The organism is Umezawaea sp., assembly GCF_036375055.1.
GTDB lineage: Bacteria > Actinomycetota > Actinomycetes > Mycobacteriales > Pseudonocardiaceae > Umezawaea.
Genome location: NZ_DASUSQ010000038.1, coordinates 119618 through 135980, shown reverse-complemented (window position 1 = coordinate 135980; position 16363 = coordinate 119618). Strand labels below are relative to the sequence as shown.

17 protein-coding genes are annotated in these 16363 nt (G+C 70.8%); 12 read left to right on the top strand and 5 right to left on the bottom strand.

The features are described 5' to 3' along the window. Nucleotides 1–11: 11 nt before the first annotated feature. The 6 genes from VFZ92_RS11980 (at nucleotide 12) to VFZ92_RS11955 (ending at nucleotide 6136) form a co-directional block, all read left to right on the top strand. The gene (locus VFZ92_RS11980) at nucleotides 12–491 is read left to right on the top strand and encodes a helix-turn-helix transcriptional regulator (protein WP_330875962.1); all 480 of its coding nucleotides are present in this window, start codon (nucleotides 12–14) and stop codon (nucleotides 489–491) included. A 214-nt stretch (nucleotides 492–705) separates the two neighbouring features. Beyond that, nucleotides 706–975, top strand: a complete 270-nt coding sequence (gene rpsO, locus VFZ92_RS11975; protein ID WP_106187937.1) for a 30S ribosomal protein S15 — start codon at nucleotides 706–708, stop codon at nucleotides 973–975. A gap of 305 nt (nucleotides 976–1280) precedes the next feature. Further along, nucleotides 1281–3521, top strand: a complete 2241-nt coding sequence (locus VFZ92_RS11970; RefSeq protein WP_330875930.1) for a polyribonucleotide nucleotidyltransferase — start codon at nucleotides 1281–1283, stop codon at nucleotides 3519–3521. An 11-nt stretch (nucleotides 3522–3532) separates the two neighbouring features. Then, nucleotides 3533–4924: a pitrilysin family protein gene (locus VFZ92_RS11965; protein ID WP_330875961.1), complete on the top strand. Its 1392-nt coding sequence runs from the start codon at nucleotides 3533–3535 to the stop codon at nucleotides 4922–4924. Further along, nucleotides 4921–5691, top strand: coding sequence for a 4-hydroxy-tetrahydrodipicolinate reductase (gene dapB / locus VFZ92_RS11960; protein ID WP_330875929.1), 771 nt, complete (start codon nucleotides 4921–4923; stop codon nucleotides 5689–5691). The genes VFZ92_RS11965 and dapB overlap by 4 nt, the downstream gene beginning before the upstream one ends. A gap of 7 nt (nucleotides 5692–5698) precedes the next feature. Then, entirely contained in the window at nucleotides 5699–6136 is a 438-nt protein-coding gene (locus tag VFZ92_RS11955; protein ID WP_330875928.1) for a tetratricopeptide repeat protein, read from the top strand. A gap of 408 nt (nucleotides 6137–6544) precedes the next feature. Here the strand turns inward: VFZ92_RS11955 and VFZ92_RS11950 are convergent, their stop codons facing one another. The 3 genes from VFZ92_RS11950 to VFZ92_RS11940 all read right to left on the bottom strand — a co-directional run bounded on the left by VFZ92_RS11950 (nucleotide 6545) and on the right by VFZ92_RS11940 (nucleotide 8623). After that, the gene (locus VFZ92_RS11950) at nucleotides 6545–7444 is read right to left on the bottom strand and encodes a helix-turn-helix transcriptional regulator (protein ID WP_330875927.1); all 900 of its coding nucleotides are present in this window, start codon (nucleotides 7442–7444) and stop codon (nucleotides 6545–6547) included. 102 nt (nucleotides 7445–7546) lie between these two features. Further along, nucleotides 7547–8047 (bottom strand): hypothetical protein, encoded by a 501-nt coding sequence (locus VFZ92_RS11945; RefSeq protein ID WP_330875926.1) that lies wholly within the window; start codon nucleotides 8045–8047, stop codon nucleotides 7547–7549. Between the two features lie 21 nt (nucleotides 8048–8068). Next, nucleotides 8069–8623, bottom strand: a complete 555-nt coding sequence (locus VFZ92_RS11940; RefSeq protein WP_330875925.1) for a GNAT family N-acetyltransferase — start codon at nucleotides 8621–8623, stop codon at nucleotides 8069–8071. A 64-nt stretch (nucleotides 8624–8687) separates the two neighbouring features. Here VFZ92_RS11940 and VFZ92_RS11935 point away from each other — a divergent pair, with 64 nt between their 5' ends. Together VFZ92_RS11935 and VFZ92_RS11930 are read left to right on the top strand one after the other, a co-directional pair. Beyond that, nucleotides 8688–9608, top strand: coding sequence for an EamA family transporter (locus VFZ92_RS11935; protein WP_330875924.1), 921 nt, complete (start codon nucleotides 8688–8690; stop codon nucleotides 9606–9608). A gap of 161 nt (nucleotides 9609–9769) precedes the next feature. Next, nucleotides 9770–10972 (top strand): winged helix-turn-helix domain-containing protein, encoded by a 1203-nt coding sequence (locus VFZ92_RS11930; RefSeq protein WP_330875923.1) that lies wholly within the window; start codon nucleotides 9770–9772, stop codon nucleotides 10970–10972. A 296-nt stretch (nucleotides 10973–11268) separates the two neighbouring features. Here the strand turns inward: VFZ92_RS11930 and VFZ92_RS11925 are convergent, their stop codons facing one another. Further along, nucleotides 11269–12162: a DUF4097 family beta strand repeat-containing protein gene (locus tag VFZ92_RS11925; protein ID WP_330875922.1), complete on the bottom strand. Its 894-nt coding sequence runs from the start codon at nucleotides 12160–12162 to the stop codon at nucleotides 11269–11271. A 17-nt stretch (nucleotides 12163–12179) separates the two neighbouring features. Further along, a complete protein-coding gene (locus VFZ92_RS11920) occupies nucleotides 12180–12755 on the bottom strand; it encodes a toxin-antitoxin system HicB family antitoxin (protein WP_330875921.1) in 576 nt (191 codons plus the stop codon). 151 nt (nucleotides 12756–12906) lie between these two features. On the opposite strand from VFZ92_RS11920, the gene thyX reads away from it, so the two are divergent. From thyX to VFZ92_RS11900, 4 genes are all read left to right on the top strand, one after another. Further along, nucleotides 12907–13659, top strand: coding sequence for an FAD-dependent thymidylate synthase (gene thyX, locus VFZ92_RS11915; RefSeq protein ID WP_330875920.1), 753 nt, complete (start codon nucleotides 12907–12909; stop codon nucleotides 13657–13659). A gap of 8 nt (nucleotides 13660–13667) precedes the next feature. After that, nucleotides 13668–14057: an ACT domain-containing protein gene (locus VFZ92_RS11910; protein ID WP_330875919.1), complete on the top strand. Its 390-nt coding sequence runs from the start codon at nucleotides 13668–13670 to the stop codon at nucleotides 14055–14057. Between the two features lie 120 nt (nucleotides 14058–14177). Continuing rightward, on the top strand, nucleotides 14178–15632 hold the full coding sequence (locus tag VFZ92_RS11905) for a serine/threonine-protein kinase (protein WP_330875918.1): 1455 nt from the start codon (nucleotides 14178–14180) through the stop codon (nucleotides 15630–15632). Between the two features lie 28 nt (nucleotides 15633–15660). Then, the gene (locus VFZ92_RS11900; RefSeq protein WP_330875917.1) at nucleotides 15661–16281 is read left to right on the top strand and encodes a TIGR03085 family metal-binding protein; all 621 of its coding nucleotides are present in this window, start codon (nucleotides 15661–15663) and stop codon (nucleotides 16279–16281) included. The last annotated feature ends 82 nt before the right edge of the window (nucleotides 16282–16363 follow it).

The following is a 16363-nucleotide window of genomic DNA, read 5'->3' as shown; positions in this document are numbered from 1 at the left end:
AGGCGCGGCAGGTGGAGGACCACAAGATCGTCCAGCGCAACATCGCGTTGCAGCGCGAGTGGTACGGGGAGCCCCTGGGTGACCGGGTGCGCCGGCTGGTGGTCGCCTTCCGCGTGTCGCAGGCCCAGCTCGCCGACGTGCTGGGGATCAGCGCGCCCATGCTCAGCCAGGTCATGTCCGGGCGGCGGGCCAAGATCGGCAACCCGTCCGTGCTGGCCCGGATGATCATGCTCGAACGCAAGGTGCTCACGCCCGACGTGGCGACCGGGGCCCCCGAGGCGCTCCAGCGCGCGCTGGAGGACGTGCGGCTCTCCAAGCCGACCGTGAGCCGCGACTCGCTGCCGGTCAACGGCGTGGACACCGAGGCCGTCGTGCTGTCGAGCCTGCGCCGCATCGCGGACCGCCGCGAGCTGTCGCAGGCGGCCGACGTGCTCGGCGAGGACTTCCCCGCGCTGGCCGAACTGCTCCGGCGAGCCGGCAAGGGTCGCTGAATCGGGTGGACTTGGCGTCACCCTCCGTTCCACGATCACGTCGTGCCGTGCAGCCGCAGTGCGGTCGAGCACGCCGGGCACTCCGGTCGGGTACACGCCTGGTAACCTCGACAGTTGGGTCTGGCTGCGTTCCGTGGCGGCCAGTACCGACTAACCCCATCCGTTTCCCTGGTGGGGCCGCACGGAACCGAACACGCACAAGGAGACCCACCTAGTGGCACTGACCACTGACCAGAAGAAGACCATCCTGACCGAGTACGGCGTCCACGACACGGACACCGGCTCCGCCGAGGCCCAGATCGCGCTGCTGAGCAAGCGCATCAGCGACCTGACCGGGCACCTCAGGACCCACAAGCACGACCACCACTCGCGTCGCGGGCTGCTGCTGCTGGTCGGCCGCCGCCGCCGGCTGCTCAACTACCTCGCGAAGGTGGACATCAACCGCTACCGCTCGCTCATCGGGCGTCTCGGTCTGCGTCGTTGACACGCACCGAGGGGGAGTGGCCGGCTTCGGTCGCTCCCCCTCGGCGTACGACCCGGTTTCGGTGTAGAACCCACTACAGGGCGAGAACCAGGACCGGGTAGATCCAAAGAGGAACCAACAGGGCCAGCACGCCGCGAAACGGGACGACCAGTTCGCCGGTCCTCGGTAGTGGTTCCCTGGACGGGCTGAGCGCCAAGGGGCGCTCGCGTAACGCCAGGGGACTTCGATCGAAGACCGGCCTCGTCCGAACCGCGATCCCGCGCCCGAGCGCGCTGCGGCCAAAAGACGAACGAGGAGTTCACTGCATGACTGAAGTAGAGGTCCACGAGACCGCCGCCGTGATCGACAACGGCAAGTTCGGCACCCGCACCATCCGCTTCGAGACCGGCCGCTTCGCGCGGCAGGCCGCGGGCAGCGTCGTCGCCTACCTGGACGACGAGACGATGCTCATGTCGGCCACGACGGCGTCGAAGCACCCCAAGGAGCACTTCGACTTCTTCCCCCTCACGGTGGACGTCGAGGAGCGCATGTACGCCGCGGGCCGCATCCCCGGCTCGTTCTTCCGCCGCGAAGGTCGCCCGTCGACCGACGCGATCCTGACCTGCCGCCTGATCGACCGGCCGCTGCGTCCGTCCTTCGTGGACGGCCTCCGCAACGAGATCCAGGTCGTCATCACGGTGATGAGCCTGAACCCGCAGGACCTGTACGACGTCGTGGCGATCAACGCCGCGTCCGCGTCGACGCAGCTCGCGGGCCTGCCGTTCTCCGGCCCGATCGGTGGCGTCCGCGTCGCCCTCATCGAGGGCCAGTGGGTCGCGTTCCCGACCTACGAGCAGCTGGAGAAGGCCGTGTTCGACATGGTCGTCGCCGGCCGCGTCGTCGGTGACGACGTCGCGATCATGATGGTCGAGGCCGAGGCCACCGACAACGTGATCGACCTGATCGGCGAGGGCGCGACCGCCCCCACCGAGGAGGTCGTGGCCGCGGGTCTCGAAGCCGCGAAGCCGTTCATCAAGGTCCTCGTCGAGGCACAGGCCGAGCTGGCCCGCGTCGCGGCGAAGGAGACCGGCGTGTTCCCGACGTACCCGGCCTACCAGCCGGACGCGTTCGCCGCCGTCGAGGAGGCCGCGTCCAGCGACCTCGCCGCCGCGCTGACCGTGGCGGGCAAGGCCGACCGCGAGTCGCGCATCGACGAGGTCAAGGCCGCCACGCTGGAGAAGCTCGCGGAGCAGTTCGAGGGCCGCGAGAAGGAGATCGGCGCGGCGTTCCGCTCGCTGAACAAGAAGCTGGTCCGCCAGCGCATCCTGCGCGACAACGTGCGCATCGACGGCCGCGGCCTGACCGACATCCGCTCGCTGGGTGCCGAGGTCGCGCTGATCCCCAGGGCGCACGGTTCGGCGCTGTTCGAGCGCGGCGAGACCCAGATCCTGGGTGTCACCACGCTGAACATGCTCCGCATGGAGCAGCAGATCGACTCCCTGACGCCGGAGACGCACAAGCGCTACCTGCACCACTACAACTTCCCGCCCTACTCGACCGGTGAGACCGGCCGGGTCGGGTCGCCGAAGCGCCGCGAGATCGGCCACGGCGCGCTCGCCGAGCGGGCGTTGATGCCGGTGCTGCCCAAGCGCGACGAGTTCCCCTACGCGATCCGCCAGGTCTCCGAGGCGCTGAGCTCCAACGGCTCCACCTCGATGGGCTCGGTCTGCGCGTCGACCATGTCGCTGCTGAACGCCGGTGTGCCCCTCAAGGCGCCGGTGTCCGGCATCGCGATGGGTCTCGTCTCCGACGAGGTCGACGGTGAGACGCGCTACGTCGCCATCACCGACATCCTCGGCGCCGAGGACGCGTTCGGCGACATGGACTTCAAGGTCGCGGGCACCAAGGAGTTCGTGACCGCGCTCCAGCTCGACACCAAGCTGGACGGCATCCCGTCCGAGGTGCTGCGCAAGGCGCTCGGCCAGGCGCGCGACGCGCGGCTCACCATCCTGGAGGTCATGGCCGAGGCCATCGACGCCCCGGACGAGATGAGCCCGTTCTCGCCGCGCGTGACGTCGGTCAAGATCCCGACGGACAAGATCGGCGAGGTCATCGGCCCGAAGGGCAAGATGATCAACTCGATCACCGAGCAGACCGGTGCCGACATCTCGATCGAGGACGACGGCACGATCTACGTCGGCGCTGCGGACGGCCCCTCGGCCGAAGCGGCGATCGACATGATCAACGCGATCGCCAACCCGCAGCTCCCGAAGGTCGGCGAGCGCTTCCTGGGCACCGTGGTGAAGACCGCGGCGTTCGGCGCGTTCGTCTCCCTGCTGCCGGGTCGTGACGGTCTGGTCCACATCTCCAAGCTCGGTGGCGGCAAGCGCATCGGCAAGGTGGAGGACGTCGTCAAGGTGGGCGACAAGCTCCGCGTGGAGATCGCCGACATCGACCAGCGCGGCAAGATCAGCCTCATCGTGGTCTCCGAGGAGACCGCCGCTCCCGAGGCCGCTCCGGCCGACGGCGCCGACGCCCCCGTGCCCGCGGAGTCCGCGGCGCAGTGACGATCAGCGACATGGCGGCGGCCGCGAGTGCTTCTGGCACTCGCGGCCGTCCGCGTCTGAGTCCGTCGAACCGGGCAACCCCCGGCCACCTCCAGAAGCCGGGGACGACGCGTCAGCTCGAACCGTCGGTGCGCCGGAGCGTGCTGCCGTCGGGCCTGCGCGTGATCACCGAGCAGATCCCCACGGTGCGCTCGGCGTCGGTCGGCCTGTGGGTGCAGGTCGGCTCGCGCGACGAGCGCCCCGAGGTCGCGGGCGCCGCGCACTACCTGGAACACCTGCTGTTCAAGGGAACCGCGAACCGCACGGCGGCGGCCATCGCCGAGGAGATCGACGCGGTCGGGGGTGAGCTCAACGCGTTCACCGCGAAGGAGCACACCTGCTACTACGCCCACGTCATCGACGAGGACCTGCCGCTGGCGATGGACCTCGTGTCCGACGTCGTCTTCGAGGCGCTGTGCGAGGAACGTGACTTCGAGACCGAGCGCGGTGTCGTCCTCGAAGAGATCGCGATGCGCGACGACGACCCGGAGGACCTGCTGCACGACGCGTTCTCCGAGGCCCTGATGGGCGGTCACGTCCTGGGCAAGCCGGTGCTCGGCACCGAGGAGTCCATCGGCGCGATGAGCCGCGACGCGCTGTTCACGTTCTACAAGCGCCGCTACACGCTGCCGAAGATGGTGCTCGCGGTCGCGGGCAACGTCGAGCACAACCAGGTGATGCGCTTGGCGCGCAAGGCGTTGGGCGACCGGCTGCGGCGGGAGAGCAGCCCGGTCGCACCGCGCGCGGGGCGGGCGCGCATCGCGCAGGCGAAGAAGCTGGTGCTGCACACCGACGACACCGAGCAGGCGCACCTGATGCTGGGCGTCCGCGCGCTGGACCGGCACGACGAGCGGCGGTTCGCGCTCAACGTGCTCAACGCGGCGCTCGGCGGCGGCATGAGTTCCCGGCTGTTCCAGGAGGTCCGCGAACGGCGGGGCCTGGCGTACCAGGTGTACTCGTCGATCGGTTCCTACGCGGACACCGGCAGCCTGTCCGTCTACGCGGGCTGCCAGCCGGACCGGCTCGGCGACGTCGCGGGCGTGATCCGCGAGGTGCTGCACCAGGTCGCCGACGAGGGCCTGTCGGACGCGGAGGTGGCCAGGGGCAAGGGCCAGCTGCGCGGCGGGCTCGTGCTCGGCCTGGAGGACACCAGCTCGCGGATGTCCCGCATCGGCAAGGGGGAGCTGAACTACAGCGACTACCTGTCGGTGGACGACACCCTCGCGAGGATCGACCAGGTGACGGCCGCCGACGTGGCCCAGCTGGCGAAGGAACTGCTCCGACGGCCGGTCGCGGCCGCCGTGGTCGGCCCGTTCGACCACGCGGACGACCTGCCCTCCCAGGTACACGAGGTGATCTCTTGACGAAGCGTTCCGAGTCCGACGGGCCGCTGCGCGTCGGCGTGATCGGCGCACTTGGCCGGGTCGGCGCCGAGGTGTGCGCCGCGGTCGAGGTGAGCGGCGACATGGAGCTGGTCGCCAGGATCGACGCGGGCGACGAGCTGTCGACGCTGGTCGACGCCCGTGCCGAGGTGGTCGTCGACTTCACCCACCCCGACGTCGTCATGGACACGCTGCGCTTCTGCGTGGACAACGACGTCCACGCCGTCGTCGGCACCTCCGGGTTCGACGCGGCGCGGCTCCAGACGCTCGCGGAGTGGCTGGAGGGCAAGCCGGAGCTGGGTGTGCTCATCGCCCCGAACTTCGCCATCGGCGCCGTGCTGTCCATGCGGTTCGCCGAGATCGCCGCGAAGTACTACGAGTCGGCCGAGGTGGTCGAGCTGCACCACCCGCGCAAGGCGGACGCCCCGTCGGGCACCGCCGCGCACACGGCCCGGCTCATCACCCAGGCCCGCCAGGCCGCCGGGATGGCCCCGATGCCGGACGCCACGACCCAGGAGGCCGACGGGGCCCGCGGGAACCTCGTGGGGGACGTGCGGGTGCACTCGCTGCGCATCTCCGGCCTGATCGCCCACCAGGAGGTCGTGTTCGGCACCGAGGGCGAGACGCTGACGCTCCGGCACGACTCGCTGGACCGCAAGTCGTTCATGCCCGGCGTCCTGCTGGCCCTGCGGTCGATCCACGACCACCCCGGCCTGGCCGTGGGGCTCGACGAGTACATGGACCTGTGACGACCGCATGAGGACCCGGTCCGTCGCCCTGCTGCTGACCGCCGTGCTGGTGGTCTACTTCGTCCTGCTCGGCGGCAAGGGCGTGCTGCTGATCGGCACCGGCGACCCGGTGGGCGTCGGGCTCGGCATCGGCGTGCTGATCCTGCCGCTCGTCGGCGCGTGGATCGCCTGGACGAACCTGCGGTTCGGCCTGAAGACGGAGAAGATGGCCCGGCAGCTCGCCGACGAGGGCGGGCTGCCGGACACGAGCGCGTTGCCGCGCAGGCCGTCCGGCCGCGTCGACCGGGACGCGGCCGACGCGTGGTTCGAGGAGCGCCGGGTGGAGACCGAGGCCGAGCCGGACGACTGGCGCTCGTGGTTCCGGCTGGCGCAGGCCTACGACCTCGCGGGCGACCGGGGCCGGGCACGCGAAACGATGCGCAAAGCGATCTCGCTCTACGGCTGATCGGGCAACTCGTCTCATGTGGAATTGTCCCGATCGCCCCTTTTCGGAACTCGTCCGGTGGAGCCGGTCGGCTGCGGACAGGTGGGTGCGGTGTCGCCGCACCCCGTCTGACCGGTCACGGAGCGGCTGTGGGTCGTCACACCGCGCCGCGGTCGTCCCGCTGCGATATCGCTCCATCACGCAGAGTGGAAAATCCCGAAAGATCCCGTGTTTGAAAGCCGGATGAATTCTTGTTCATCCGGCCTTCACTCTTTTGCGACTTGGTTTGTCCGGTGGACAGTTCGTATCGTAACGGTGTTGGCTTTCGATGGAAGGGCATCACCGTGGGTACCCGAGTGCGGCTGCTGGTCGCGTTCCTGGTCATCGCGACGGCTTTCGGAACGTCGATCGTGTTGACCTGACACCGCTTCAGTTCGAGGTCGCGGCTTCCCGGCCGTCGGCGAGGTCGTACACGTTCGCCCAGTGCCGGAAGACCGCGTGCGACTGCTCCGCGCTCAACGCGAGCGCGTCCAGCACCGACTGCTTCTCCTCGTAGAACGCGATGGCGCGCTCCTCCTCCAGGAACACCGTCGTGAGGTCGGATTCCGCGTACACCAGCGGTTTCGCGTGGCGGGGGAACGTCATCAGCGCCGAGGAGTACCGCAGGGCCGGGTGCCCCGGAGCCGTGAACGGGACGACGCGCAGGGTCAGGTGCGGCCACTCGCACATGAACGCGAGCCGCATCATCTGGTCGTGCATGGTCCGCGGGCCGCCCACGACGAGCCGGAGCGCCGCCTCGTGGAGGTAGAACGTGGACCGGGAGTCCTCCCGCGCCCTCAGGTGCTCCTGGCGGTCGAGCCGCGCCACCATCAGGTCGTCCACGTCGTCGAACCCGTTCGCGCCCGTCGTCTCCAGCAGCGCCTTCGCGTACGCCACGGACTGGAGGAGGCCGGGGACCACCATGGTGTCGTAGCTGGTGAGCGTCAACGCCGATCGCTGGTGCATCACCAGGCACAGCAGGCCGTCCGACGTCGCTCCCGCGTGGCGCCGCACGAAGTAGCCGAGGTCCGGTTCCTGCGCGAGCCGCATGATGCGCTCGCGGGTCGCCTTGTCCGCGCCGCTCTTGCCGAGGAACGTGCCGATCTCCCAGTCGCTGGTGCCGCGCCAGCCCATCTCCAGCTTGCTCAGCTTCGCGGTCGACCACTCCAGCTCCTCGCAGAAAGCGGTGCCCCCCAAGCCAGCGTGCTTGCGCGCCTGGCGCAGTTCCTGCCCGAGCTCCCGGCTCCGCGCGGTGGTGAGGCGCGCGGGAGGCTTGTCATCCGTCTCCATGACGCTCGAAGGTAGTGCCCTCGACGGGGTGGAAGGGCCTACCAGGCAAGGGATTCCGCCCCAAGGAAGTACATTTCGGACCATGTTGGCCGCAGGTCCGAGTCAGTGCAGCCAGCCCGCCATCATCGCGGGGGAGGCCGCCAGGACCGTGAACCTGGCGAAGCGGCCCAGCGCGCCGGTCGTCACGAACAGCGCCGTCGACATGCCTGCCAGACCCGCCAGCACGGTGGTGAACATGAACGGCGGCAGGCCGACGACGGAGCTGACGGCGTGCGTGCCGAACATCCAGTGCGGGTGCCGGTGGCAGCGGACCCGCACGACCTCCAGCCGAGCCTTCCAGCGGAGCCTGAACTCCGACGCGGGCCGCTCGGCCCTCTCCCCGCGCCGCAGGAACGCGGGCAGGTGCAGCGACCCGCGCGCGGCGAGGAAGTACACCAGCTTGCCGAGCACCTGACCGACCCCCACCGCGAGGCCGATCCACCAGCACGAGATGTGGGGCTGCTGGGTCACCAGGCCGATCACGAACAGTTCGATGCTGATGACGGGGAGGATCGCCGATCCCACCGCGACACCGAACGTGAGGCACAACCAGGCTAGGACCACTCGGTCGAGGGTAGCGGCAGATCAGTGGCTCAGCAGTAGGGCCAGGCCCCCTGTCATCCGGATTTCGCGCAGCGGACGCCCACCGGCGTCCAGCGTGCGCACGGTGCCGTCCGGAGCCCAGCCGATGCGCGTGTAGAACGACGTCGAGGCCGCGTCCGCCTCCGGCACCCACACCACCGCGCGGGTCGCGCCCTGGTCGCGCAGCGCGTGCGCGGCCGTGGCGACGAGCCGCCCGCCGTGCCCTCGCCGACCCCACCTCGGCTCGACCAGCAGGCTGCTGACCAGCGCGGTCGTCTCCGCGTCGGCGGGCAGCGAACCGTCGGCGTTCTGGACCTCCTGGTCCGGCGCGGAGCCCGCGACGACGAACCCGACGACCCACTCGCCCTCGGTCGCGAGGAACACGTGCGCGTGCTCGACGGCGTCCGCCCAGGCCCGTTCCGCCTCGGGGAAGTCGAAGTGCTCGAACACCTCCGGCGGCAGCAGGCCCTCGTAGGCCGTGCGCCAGGTGTCGAAGTGGATGCGGGTGATCACCGCGACGTCGTCGGGCTGTGCGGGGCGCACCGCGGCTTCGGCCATGGGGGAAACCTAGTGGGCGGGGTGCCCGCGGGTCCGCTCCGGTGCCGCGTGGCACGGTGAGCGGGTGAAGTACGCCGCGCTGGGGGTCGTGTACGTGGTGTGGGGTTCCACCTACCTCGCGATCCGGCTGACCATCGAGTCCCTGCCGCCGCTGCTGTCCGGCGGCGTCCGCTTCCTGCTGGCCGGAGCCGTGCTGGCGGCCGTCGTGGCCGTGGTGTCCCGAGGGGCGCTGCGGATGACGCGGGCCCAGTTCGGCACCGCCGCGCTGCTGGGCTTCCTGCTGCCCGCGTGGGGCAACGGCCTGGTCGTGGTCGCCGAGCAGCAGGTGTCGTCCGGGCTGGCCGCGCTGCTCATCGCGTCCGTCCCGCTCTACGTCGTGGTGCTGCGGAGGGCGTTCGGCGAACGGCCGCCACCGGTCACGTTCCTCGGCGTCGGCCTGGGACTGGTCGGTCTGTCGGTGCTGGTCCTGCTCGGCCGCTCCGACGGCGGCACGCACGGGTCGGCCTGGTGGGGCCCGTGGCTGGTGCTGCTCGCGTCGCTCGGCTGGTCGGTCGGGTCGTTCCTGAGCGGCAGGCTGCCGACCCCGGCCAACCCGTTCGCGCTGTCCGCCGTGGAGATGCTGGTGGGCGGCGCGGTGATGACCGCGGTCGGGCTCGTGGCGGGGGAGCGGGTCGACTTCGGCTCGGTCACCACCTCGTCGTGGCTGGCCTGGGGGTACCTGGTCGTGTTCGGGTCGCTGCTCGCGTTCAGCTCCTACGTCTACGTGCTGGGCGGGCTGCCGCTGTCGACGGTCGCGACCTACGCCTACGTGAACCCGGTGATCGCGGTGGTGCTCGGGGTGGTCGTCGCGGGCGAGCACTTCGGCGCGGTCCAGTTCCTCGGCGGCGCGCTGGTCGTGGTCGCCGTGGTGCTGGTGGTGAACGCGGAGCGGACCGGACGTCGCCCCGCCGAGGTGGGCGTCGACGACCACCGGCTCGTCCGGTGACCCCGTCCGGCCGACCGGTGCCTGCCCGCGGCCAACCGATCGCGACCTGACGCGGTTCGGCCCGCGAGCCGCACCGGCACCTCCACCCGGTTCACCGAGGCCCCGCCGACCTCCGTCGGTTCTTGTCGGTGGTCGGTGGGAGCATCTCGACCGTGCAGACGATGAGAGCGGACGTGGCCCGTCGGATCGCCTTGGGGGCGCAGGGGTTCACCGACCCCCGGCCCGCCTCACCACCCGGGAGGCGGCACCTGTCCCGCGTGCTGTCGCGGGTCCAGCTGCTCCAGCTCGACTCGGTGAACGTCGCCGTGCGCGCGCACTACATGCCGCTGTTCAGCAGGCTCGGGTCGTACGCGCCGGAGCTGGTCGACGACGCCGCCTGGTCGCACTCGGCGCGCAAGCCCCGGATGCTGGTGGAGTACTGGGCGCACGAGGCGAGCCTGATCCCGGTGGAGGACTGGCCGCTGCTGCACTCCGGCGCGAAGCGCGCAGGGTGGTGGGCCAACTACCGCCCCATCGCCGAGCGGGCGCCCGGCCTGGTCGACGGGATCATGAGGGTGGTGAAGGAGCGGGGGCCGATCGGCGCCGGTGCCATCGAGCGGGAGCTGCTCGGCGAGGGGCCCCGGTCCACCGGCCCGTGGTGGGGGCGGTCGGAGGTCAAGCAGCTGTGCGAGTACCTGTTCGGGCTGGGGGAGCTGACGACCGGGACCCGCAAGAGCTTCGAGCGGCTCTACGACCTGCCGGAGCGGGTGATCCCGGCCTCCGTGCTGGCCCAGCGCGTCGACGCGGCCGAGGGGGCGCGGCGGTTGGTCACGCGGTCCGCCGTGGCGCTGGGCGTGGCGACCGAACCGGACCTGCGGGACTACTACCGGTTGGCGCCGCGCGCCAGCCAGCGGGCGGTGGTCGAACTCGTGGAGTCCGGTGTGCTCGAACCCGTCGCGGTGGAGGGGTGGGCGGCTCCGGCGTACCGGCACGTCGAGGCGAAGGTGCCGAGGAAGGTGTCGGGGCGGGCGCTGCTGTGCCCGTTCGACCCGCTGATCTGGGAGAGGGCCCGGACGGAGCGGATCTTCGGGTTCAGGTACCGCATCGAGATCTACGTGCCCGAGGAGAAGCGGGTGCACGGGTACTACGTGTTCCCGTTCCTGTTGGACGGTGAGCTGGTGGCCAGGGTGGACCTGAAGGCCGACCGGGGGGTGGGGGTGCTGCGGGTGCAGGGGGCGTTCGCGGAGCCCGGCCGGGAGAGCGGGCGGGTGGCGGTGGAACTGGCCGCGGAGTTGAGGCACATGGCCGAGTGGCTGGGTTTGGAGGGGGTCGAGGTGATGCCTCGGGGGGATCTGGCGGGTGCGCTGGCCGCCGTCGTGCGGTGAGGTCGGTGTGCCGGTGGGGGTCTGGTGGTGCTGCCGGTGGGTGGGGATTTGGTGGTGCTGCCGGTGGGGTGAGGGTTGGCTGGCGGGGATTCGTTGGTGTCGTTGGGGTTGGTGATGGTCGGGTCGGGTGGGGAGGGTGTGCTCGGGAGCCCGCGGGGGCGGGTTGAGTGCTTCCCTTGAGGGCGGCTCTCGTCGTGCGGCGTGAGGACTTGTGCTGCTGTGCAGGGCTTTGTGCCCTCATGAAGGAACGGCGTGCGCATCGGGGGTGCGCACGCCGTTGGCTTCTCGGGGTGTGGTCAGGTGCTGGCCGTGGTGATCAGCGCGTCGCCGCTGCCCGTCCTGCCCGTCACGAACAGGCTGGGCTCCTCCGCTGGAGCCTGGGTCGAGACGTCGAGGTCGCTTCGGGCCTTGCCCGAGCGGGAGGAGAGGTCCACCTGGGCCTTGACGCCCGCGCGGACGCCGATGCGGATGGCGCCCGAGCCGGTGGCCAGGGTGATGCGGCCCGACGCCGCGTCGGCGACGGTGACGTCGCCGCTGCCCGTGCGGATCTGCACGTCGTGCTGGACCGCGCCCAGCCAGACGTCGCCGGTGCCCGTGTAGAGGATCGTGTTGCCGCCGATCGACGACACCTCCACGTCGCCGCTGCCGGTCTTGGCCCGCAGACCTGCCAGCATGGGGCCGAGGCGCAGGTCGCCGGAGCCGGAGTTGACCTCGGCCGCCGCGTCGGCGCGGTCGGCGTTGATGTCGCCGGTGCCCGTGGTGATGTCCAGCCTGCCCGCGGCGCCGGTGACGGCCACGTCGGCCGAGCCGGTCTTGCTCGTCACGTGCGAGCCGGACGGGGCGCGCACGACCACCGACAGCGGAACCGCTCGCAGCGGCAGCGCCTTCGAGGACTGCACCTTCAAGCGCTGGCCCACGAGGTCGATCCGCGCGTCGCGGACCGCCTCGGCCGGGCCCACCGGCGGCGGCTTCTGGCTGCCCCCGCCGAACTGGTCGTTGACCCAGCTCAGCAGGCCGCCCAGGCCCGCCGTCCAGGACTCGCCAGCGGACGGGTCGTAGCGGACCTCCACGTGCACGCCCGGCTCGTCCACCAGGTGCACCTGCACGCGGCCGGAGATCAGCGCGATGTCGATCTCCACCACGCCGTCCACGTCGAAACTCTGCTGCCGCACCACATCTGACTCGGTCATGACCACCGATCTCCCCTTCAGCCCTGTACCCAGCCGCGGACCTGCGACTTGCCGCCGCCGCCCTTGTCCTCGCGGTCCTTGGTCGATTCCTGGTGGCCGCCCCACGGGCCGCCCTGGCCCCACTGGCCCTTGCGGCCGTGGCCGCCGCGCGACGAGTTCAGCGCGCCTGCCACCGCCTGCGACACGAACGTGTTGAGCGAGACACCCTGGGTCGACGCGGCCTGCTCGGCCTTCGACTTCAGCTCGTCCAGCAGGCGCAGCGTGATGCGGCTGATGTCACCCGTGGCGTCACCGAAGCCGCGCGGCGGAACTTCCTGCTGCCGCGGTTCGTCCTCCTGGGAGGAGTCGTCGGAGCCGCCGGTCACGACGACCTGCACGTCCCGGCCGTCCAGCCGGACCTCGACCACGCGGTCGTCCAGCGAGGCCGTGACCTCGGCGGCGAGGTCGGACAGTGCGTTCATGATGGCCAGCCGCGCGGCTGGCTCCAGCGCGCCGGACAGCGCGGCGGCCGTGCGTCGGGTGTTGTCGTCCCCGGCGGACGCGGCGGTCGCGAGGTCCTCGCGCAGCGATGCGATGTACGGCGAGAGATCCATGACACCACTATGACGTCATTGGTGATGTCAGTCAAGGAGTTGTGATGTCATCCGTGATGTCGCCTCCGGTGTCACTTCCCGTGGTCGAACGCGGGCAGTCGCGCGGCTAGGCTTCCCGGCGTAATCGAAGCTGGAGAGAGGGTCCGTTGTCGTGACCGAGACGGTGTCGCCGAAGGTGCAGTTGATCGCGAAGACGGAGTTCATCCCACCCGCGGATGTCCCCTGGTCCACGGACACCGACGGTGGTGAGGCGCTGGCCGAGTTCGCGGGTCGCGCGTGCTACCAGTCGTGGAAGAAGCCGAACCCGGCGACGGCCACGAACGAGGGCTACCTCCGGCACATCCTCGAGGTCGGCCACCTGTCGGTGCTGGAGCACGGCACGGTCAGCTTCTACATCTCCGGAATCTCCCGGTCGCTCACCCACGAGCTGATCAGGCACCGCCACTTCTCGTACTCGCAGCTCTCGCAGCGCTACGTGCCCGAGCGCGACGCCGCCATGGTCGAGCCCGAGGCCATCGCGAACGACCCCGAGCTGCACGCCCGCTTCCTGGCCGCGGCCGAGGCCAGCGTGTCCGCGTACAACGACCTCCTCAAGGGCCTGGAGGAGAAGTTCGCCGACGTGCCGAGCGCGACCCTGCGCCGCAAGCAGGCCCGCCAGGCCGCCCGTTCGGTGCTCCCCAACGCGACCGAGACCCGGATCGTCGTCACCGGCAACTACCGGGCGTGGCGGCACTTCATCGCGATGCGGGCCTCGGAGCACGCCGACGTGGAGATCCGCGACCTGGCCGTGGAGTGCCTGCGCCAGCTCCAGAAGGCCGCGCCGAACGCGTTCGCCGACTTCGTCATCTCGTCGCTGCCCGACGGCAGCGAGGTCGCGTCCAGCCCGCTCGTCAGCGAAGGCTGAGGGCCGCGGTGAGGCGGTTGGTCGTCGACGTCCGGCCGGGTGACTACAGCGTCGCCCGACTGGCGCCGGACGCACCCGTGCCCGCCGGCCTCCTGGACGCGCCCGGTCTGGTGTCGGTCACGCGGACGCCGGACGAGCTGTCGATCGTGTGCCCGACGGAGGTCGTGCCCGTGTCCGACACCGACGACCACGGCTGGCGGCTGCTGACGGTCCGCGGACCGCTGGAGTTCACGCTGACCGGCATCATGGCCGCGCTGTCCGGCGAGCTGGCGGCGGCGGGCGTGAGCCTGTTCGCGCTGTCCACCTACGACACCGACCACCTGCTGGTGAAGGGCGAGAACCTGGAGCGGGCGGCGCTCGCCCTCAGCGAAGCGGGCCACGACGTCGTCGGGGTCTGAGCAACGCGGGAGCCGCCGCGGCCGATAGAAGCAACAAATCACGAATCCGTGAAACCCGGCGGCCCTCCGGACGGTCTCAGCTAGGGTCCGGCTGGTCCGTTCGGTTGAGGAGTCGCGTCGGTGAACCCACAGCAAGGCGTGTCCGCGCAGCCCAGGGTCATCGCGGGTAGGTACACCCTGCTCGTGGAGCTGGGCCGCGGCGGCATGGGCGTCGTGTGGCGGGCGCAGGACAACGTCATCGGCAGGCACGTCGCCATCAAGGAACTGCACCTCCCCGACGGCGTGCCCACCGAGGAGCGCCACGTCCTGGAGGAGCGCGTGCTCCGCGAGGCGCGCGCGGCGGGCAGGCTGAACGACCCGGCCGTGGTGACGGTGTTCGACGTGGTCGTCGAGAACCGGATGACCTACATCGTGATGGAGCTGGTCGAGGCGGCGACGCTGTCGACCCTCATCAACCGGCAGGGCCCGATGCCGCCCGAGCGCGTGTCGTCGATGGCGCAGCAGCTGCTGTCCGCGCTGGAGGCGGCGCACGCGGCGGGCATCGTGCACCGCGACGTGAAGCCCGGCAACATCATGGTCCGCCCCGACGGCCGGGTGAAGCTGACGGACTTCGGCATCGCCCAGGCCGTGGACGACCCGCGCCTGACCACCAGCGGCAGCCTCATCGGCTCCCCCGCGTACATGGCGCCCGAGCGCATCCACGGCAACGAGGCCTCACCCGCCTCCGACCTGTGGGCCCTCGGCGCGACCCTCTGCTACGCCATCGAGGGCGTCAGCCCGTACGAGCGGGCCTCCACGGCGTCCACGCTGCACGCCATCATGAACGAGACACCCCGCCTGACCAGGGCGCACGGTGTGCTGGCCGCCGTCATCACCGGCTTGCTGATGGGCGACCCGAACGCCCGCCTCAACGGCCCGCAGGCGCGCGCCATGCTCGAACGGCACGCCGCCAACCCGACACCGCCGCACGGCTTCACACCCACCCAGGCGACGACCGCGCACTACCCGAACTCGCCGGGCGCCGCGCCGGGGAAGAGCACCGCCCACAAGGTCGCGCTCATCGCCGCCGCCTCCGTCGCCGCGGCCGCCGTGTTCACCGGGGGCGTCTACACGCACAAGTTCTTCACCACCACGGCCGCGGGCGGCGGTGCCGCCGAGCCGACGCTGACCTACGGCGAGACCGGCGACATCCCGGTGTTCGAGCTGTACGACAAGTACTGCTCGGACGGCAGGTTCGCGAAGGACGCCCAGTTCAAGAGCGGCAGCCAGGTCGAGTGCACGTCGTCGCACAACATCCAGGTCTTCGCCGACTCCGAGACGCTCGGCGCCAAGAAGGACCTGACCTACCCCGGCGTCGAGGCGCTGGGCGGGTACGCGGAGAACTACTGCGCGATGTTCTTCAACTCGGGCCGGGTCTCCTACACCGACAAGTCCGACCTCAAGTTCGGCGCGCTCGTGCCGACCGCGAAGGCGTGGGACCCCGACAGGGGCACCGGCGACCGCAAGGTGTTCTGCCTGGCGTGGCGGTCGGACGGCGCCAAGATCGACAAGTCGATCGTCGTCGAGGAATCCTGATCGGTACCCAGGAGTAGCGTTCACCCCCATGGGTCTCGCACGCGATGAGCGCAAGCAGTTGAGCGATCTGTTCGAGCAGGTGGGGCCGGAGGCGCCGACGCTGTGCTCGCCGTGGACGACGAAGGACCTGGCCGCCCACCTGGTCATCCGCGAACGGCGGCTGGACGCCGCGCCCGGCATCGCCCTGAAGCCGCTCTCCGGCTACACGCGGAAGGTGCAGGACGGCTACGCCGCGAAGCCGTGGCCGGAGCTGGTCGACCTGGTCCGCACCGGACCGCCGGTCTTCTCGCCGTACAAGCTGGCCGACGAGCTGGTCAACGCGGGGGAGTACTTCATCCACCACGAGGACGTCCGCCGCGCCCGCGAGGGGTGGGAGCCGAGGTCGCCCGACCCGATCCGCGACGCCGCGTTGTGGAAGATGCTCAGGTTCACCGGCAAGTTCGCCTACCGGAGCAGCCCCGTCGGGCTCGTGTTCCGCCGCCCGAACGGGGACTCGGTCACCCTCAAGCAGGGCCCGACGCCCGTCGTGGTGACCGGCGAGCCCGGTGAACTGGTGCTGCTCGCGTCGGGTCGCAAGGCCGTTCGGGTCGAGTTCGACGGCGACGAGGCGGCCGTGGCGGCGGTGCGGGGGCTCGACACGGGCATGTGAGGCGAACGCTCCGCGTGAAGTCGGTCACGTGGGGCGACCACCACCGTCCACCTCGGTGGTTACGGGCGGGCGCACTGGAGGT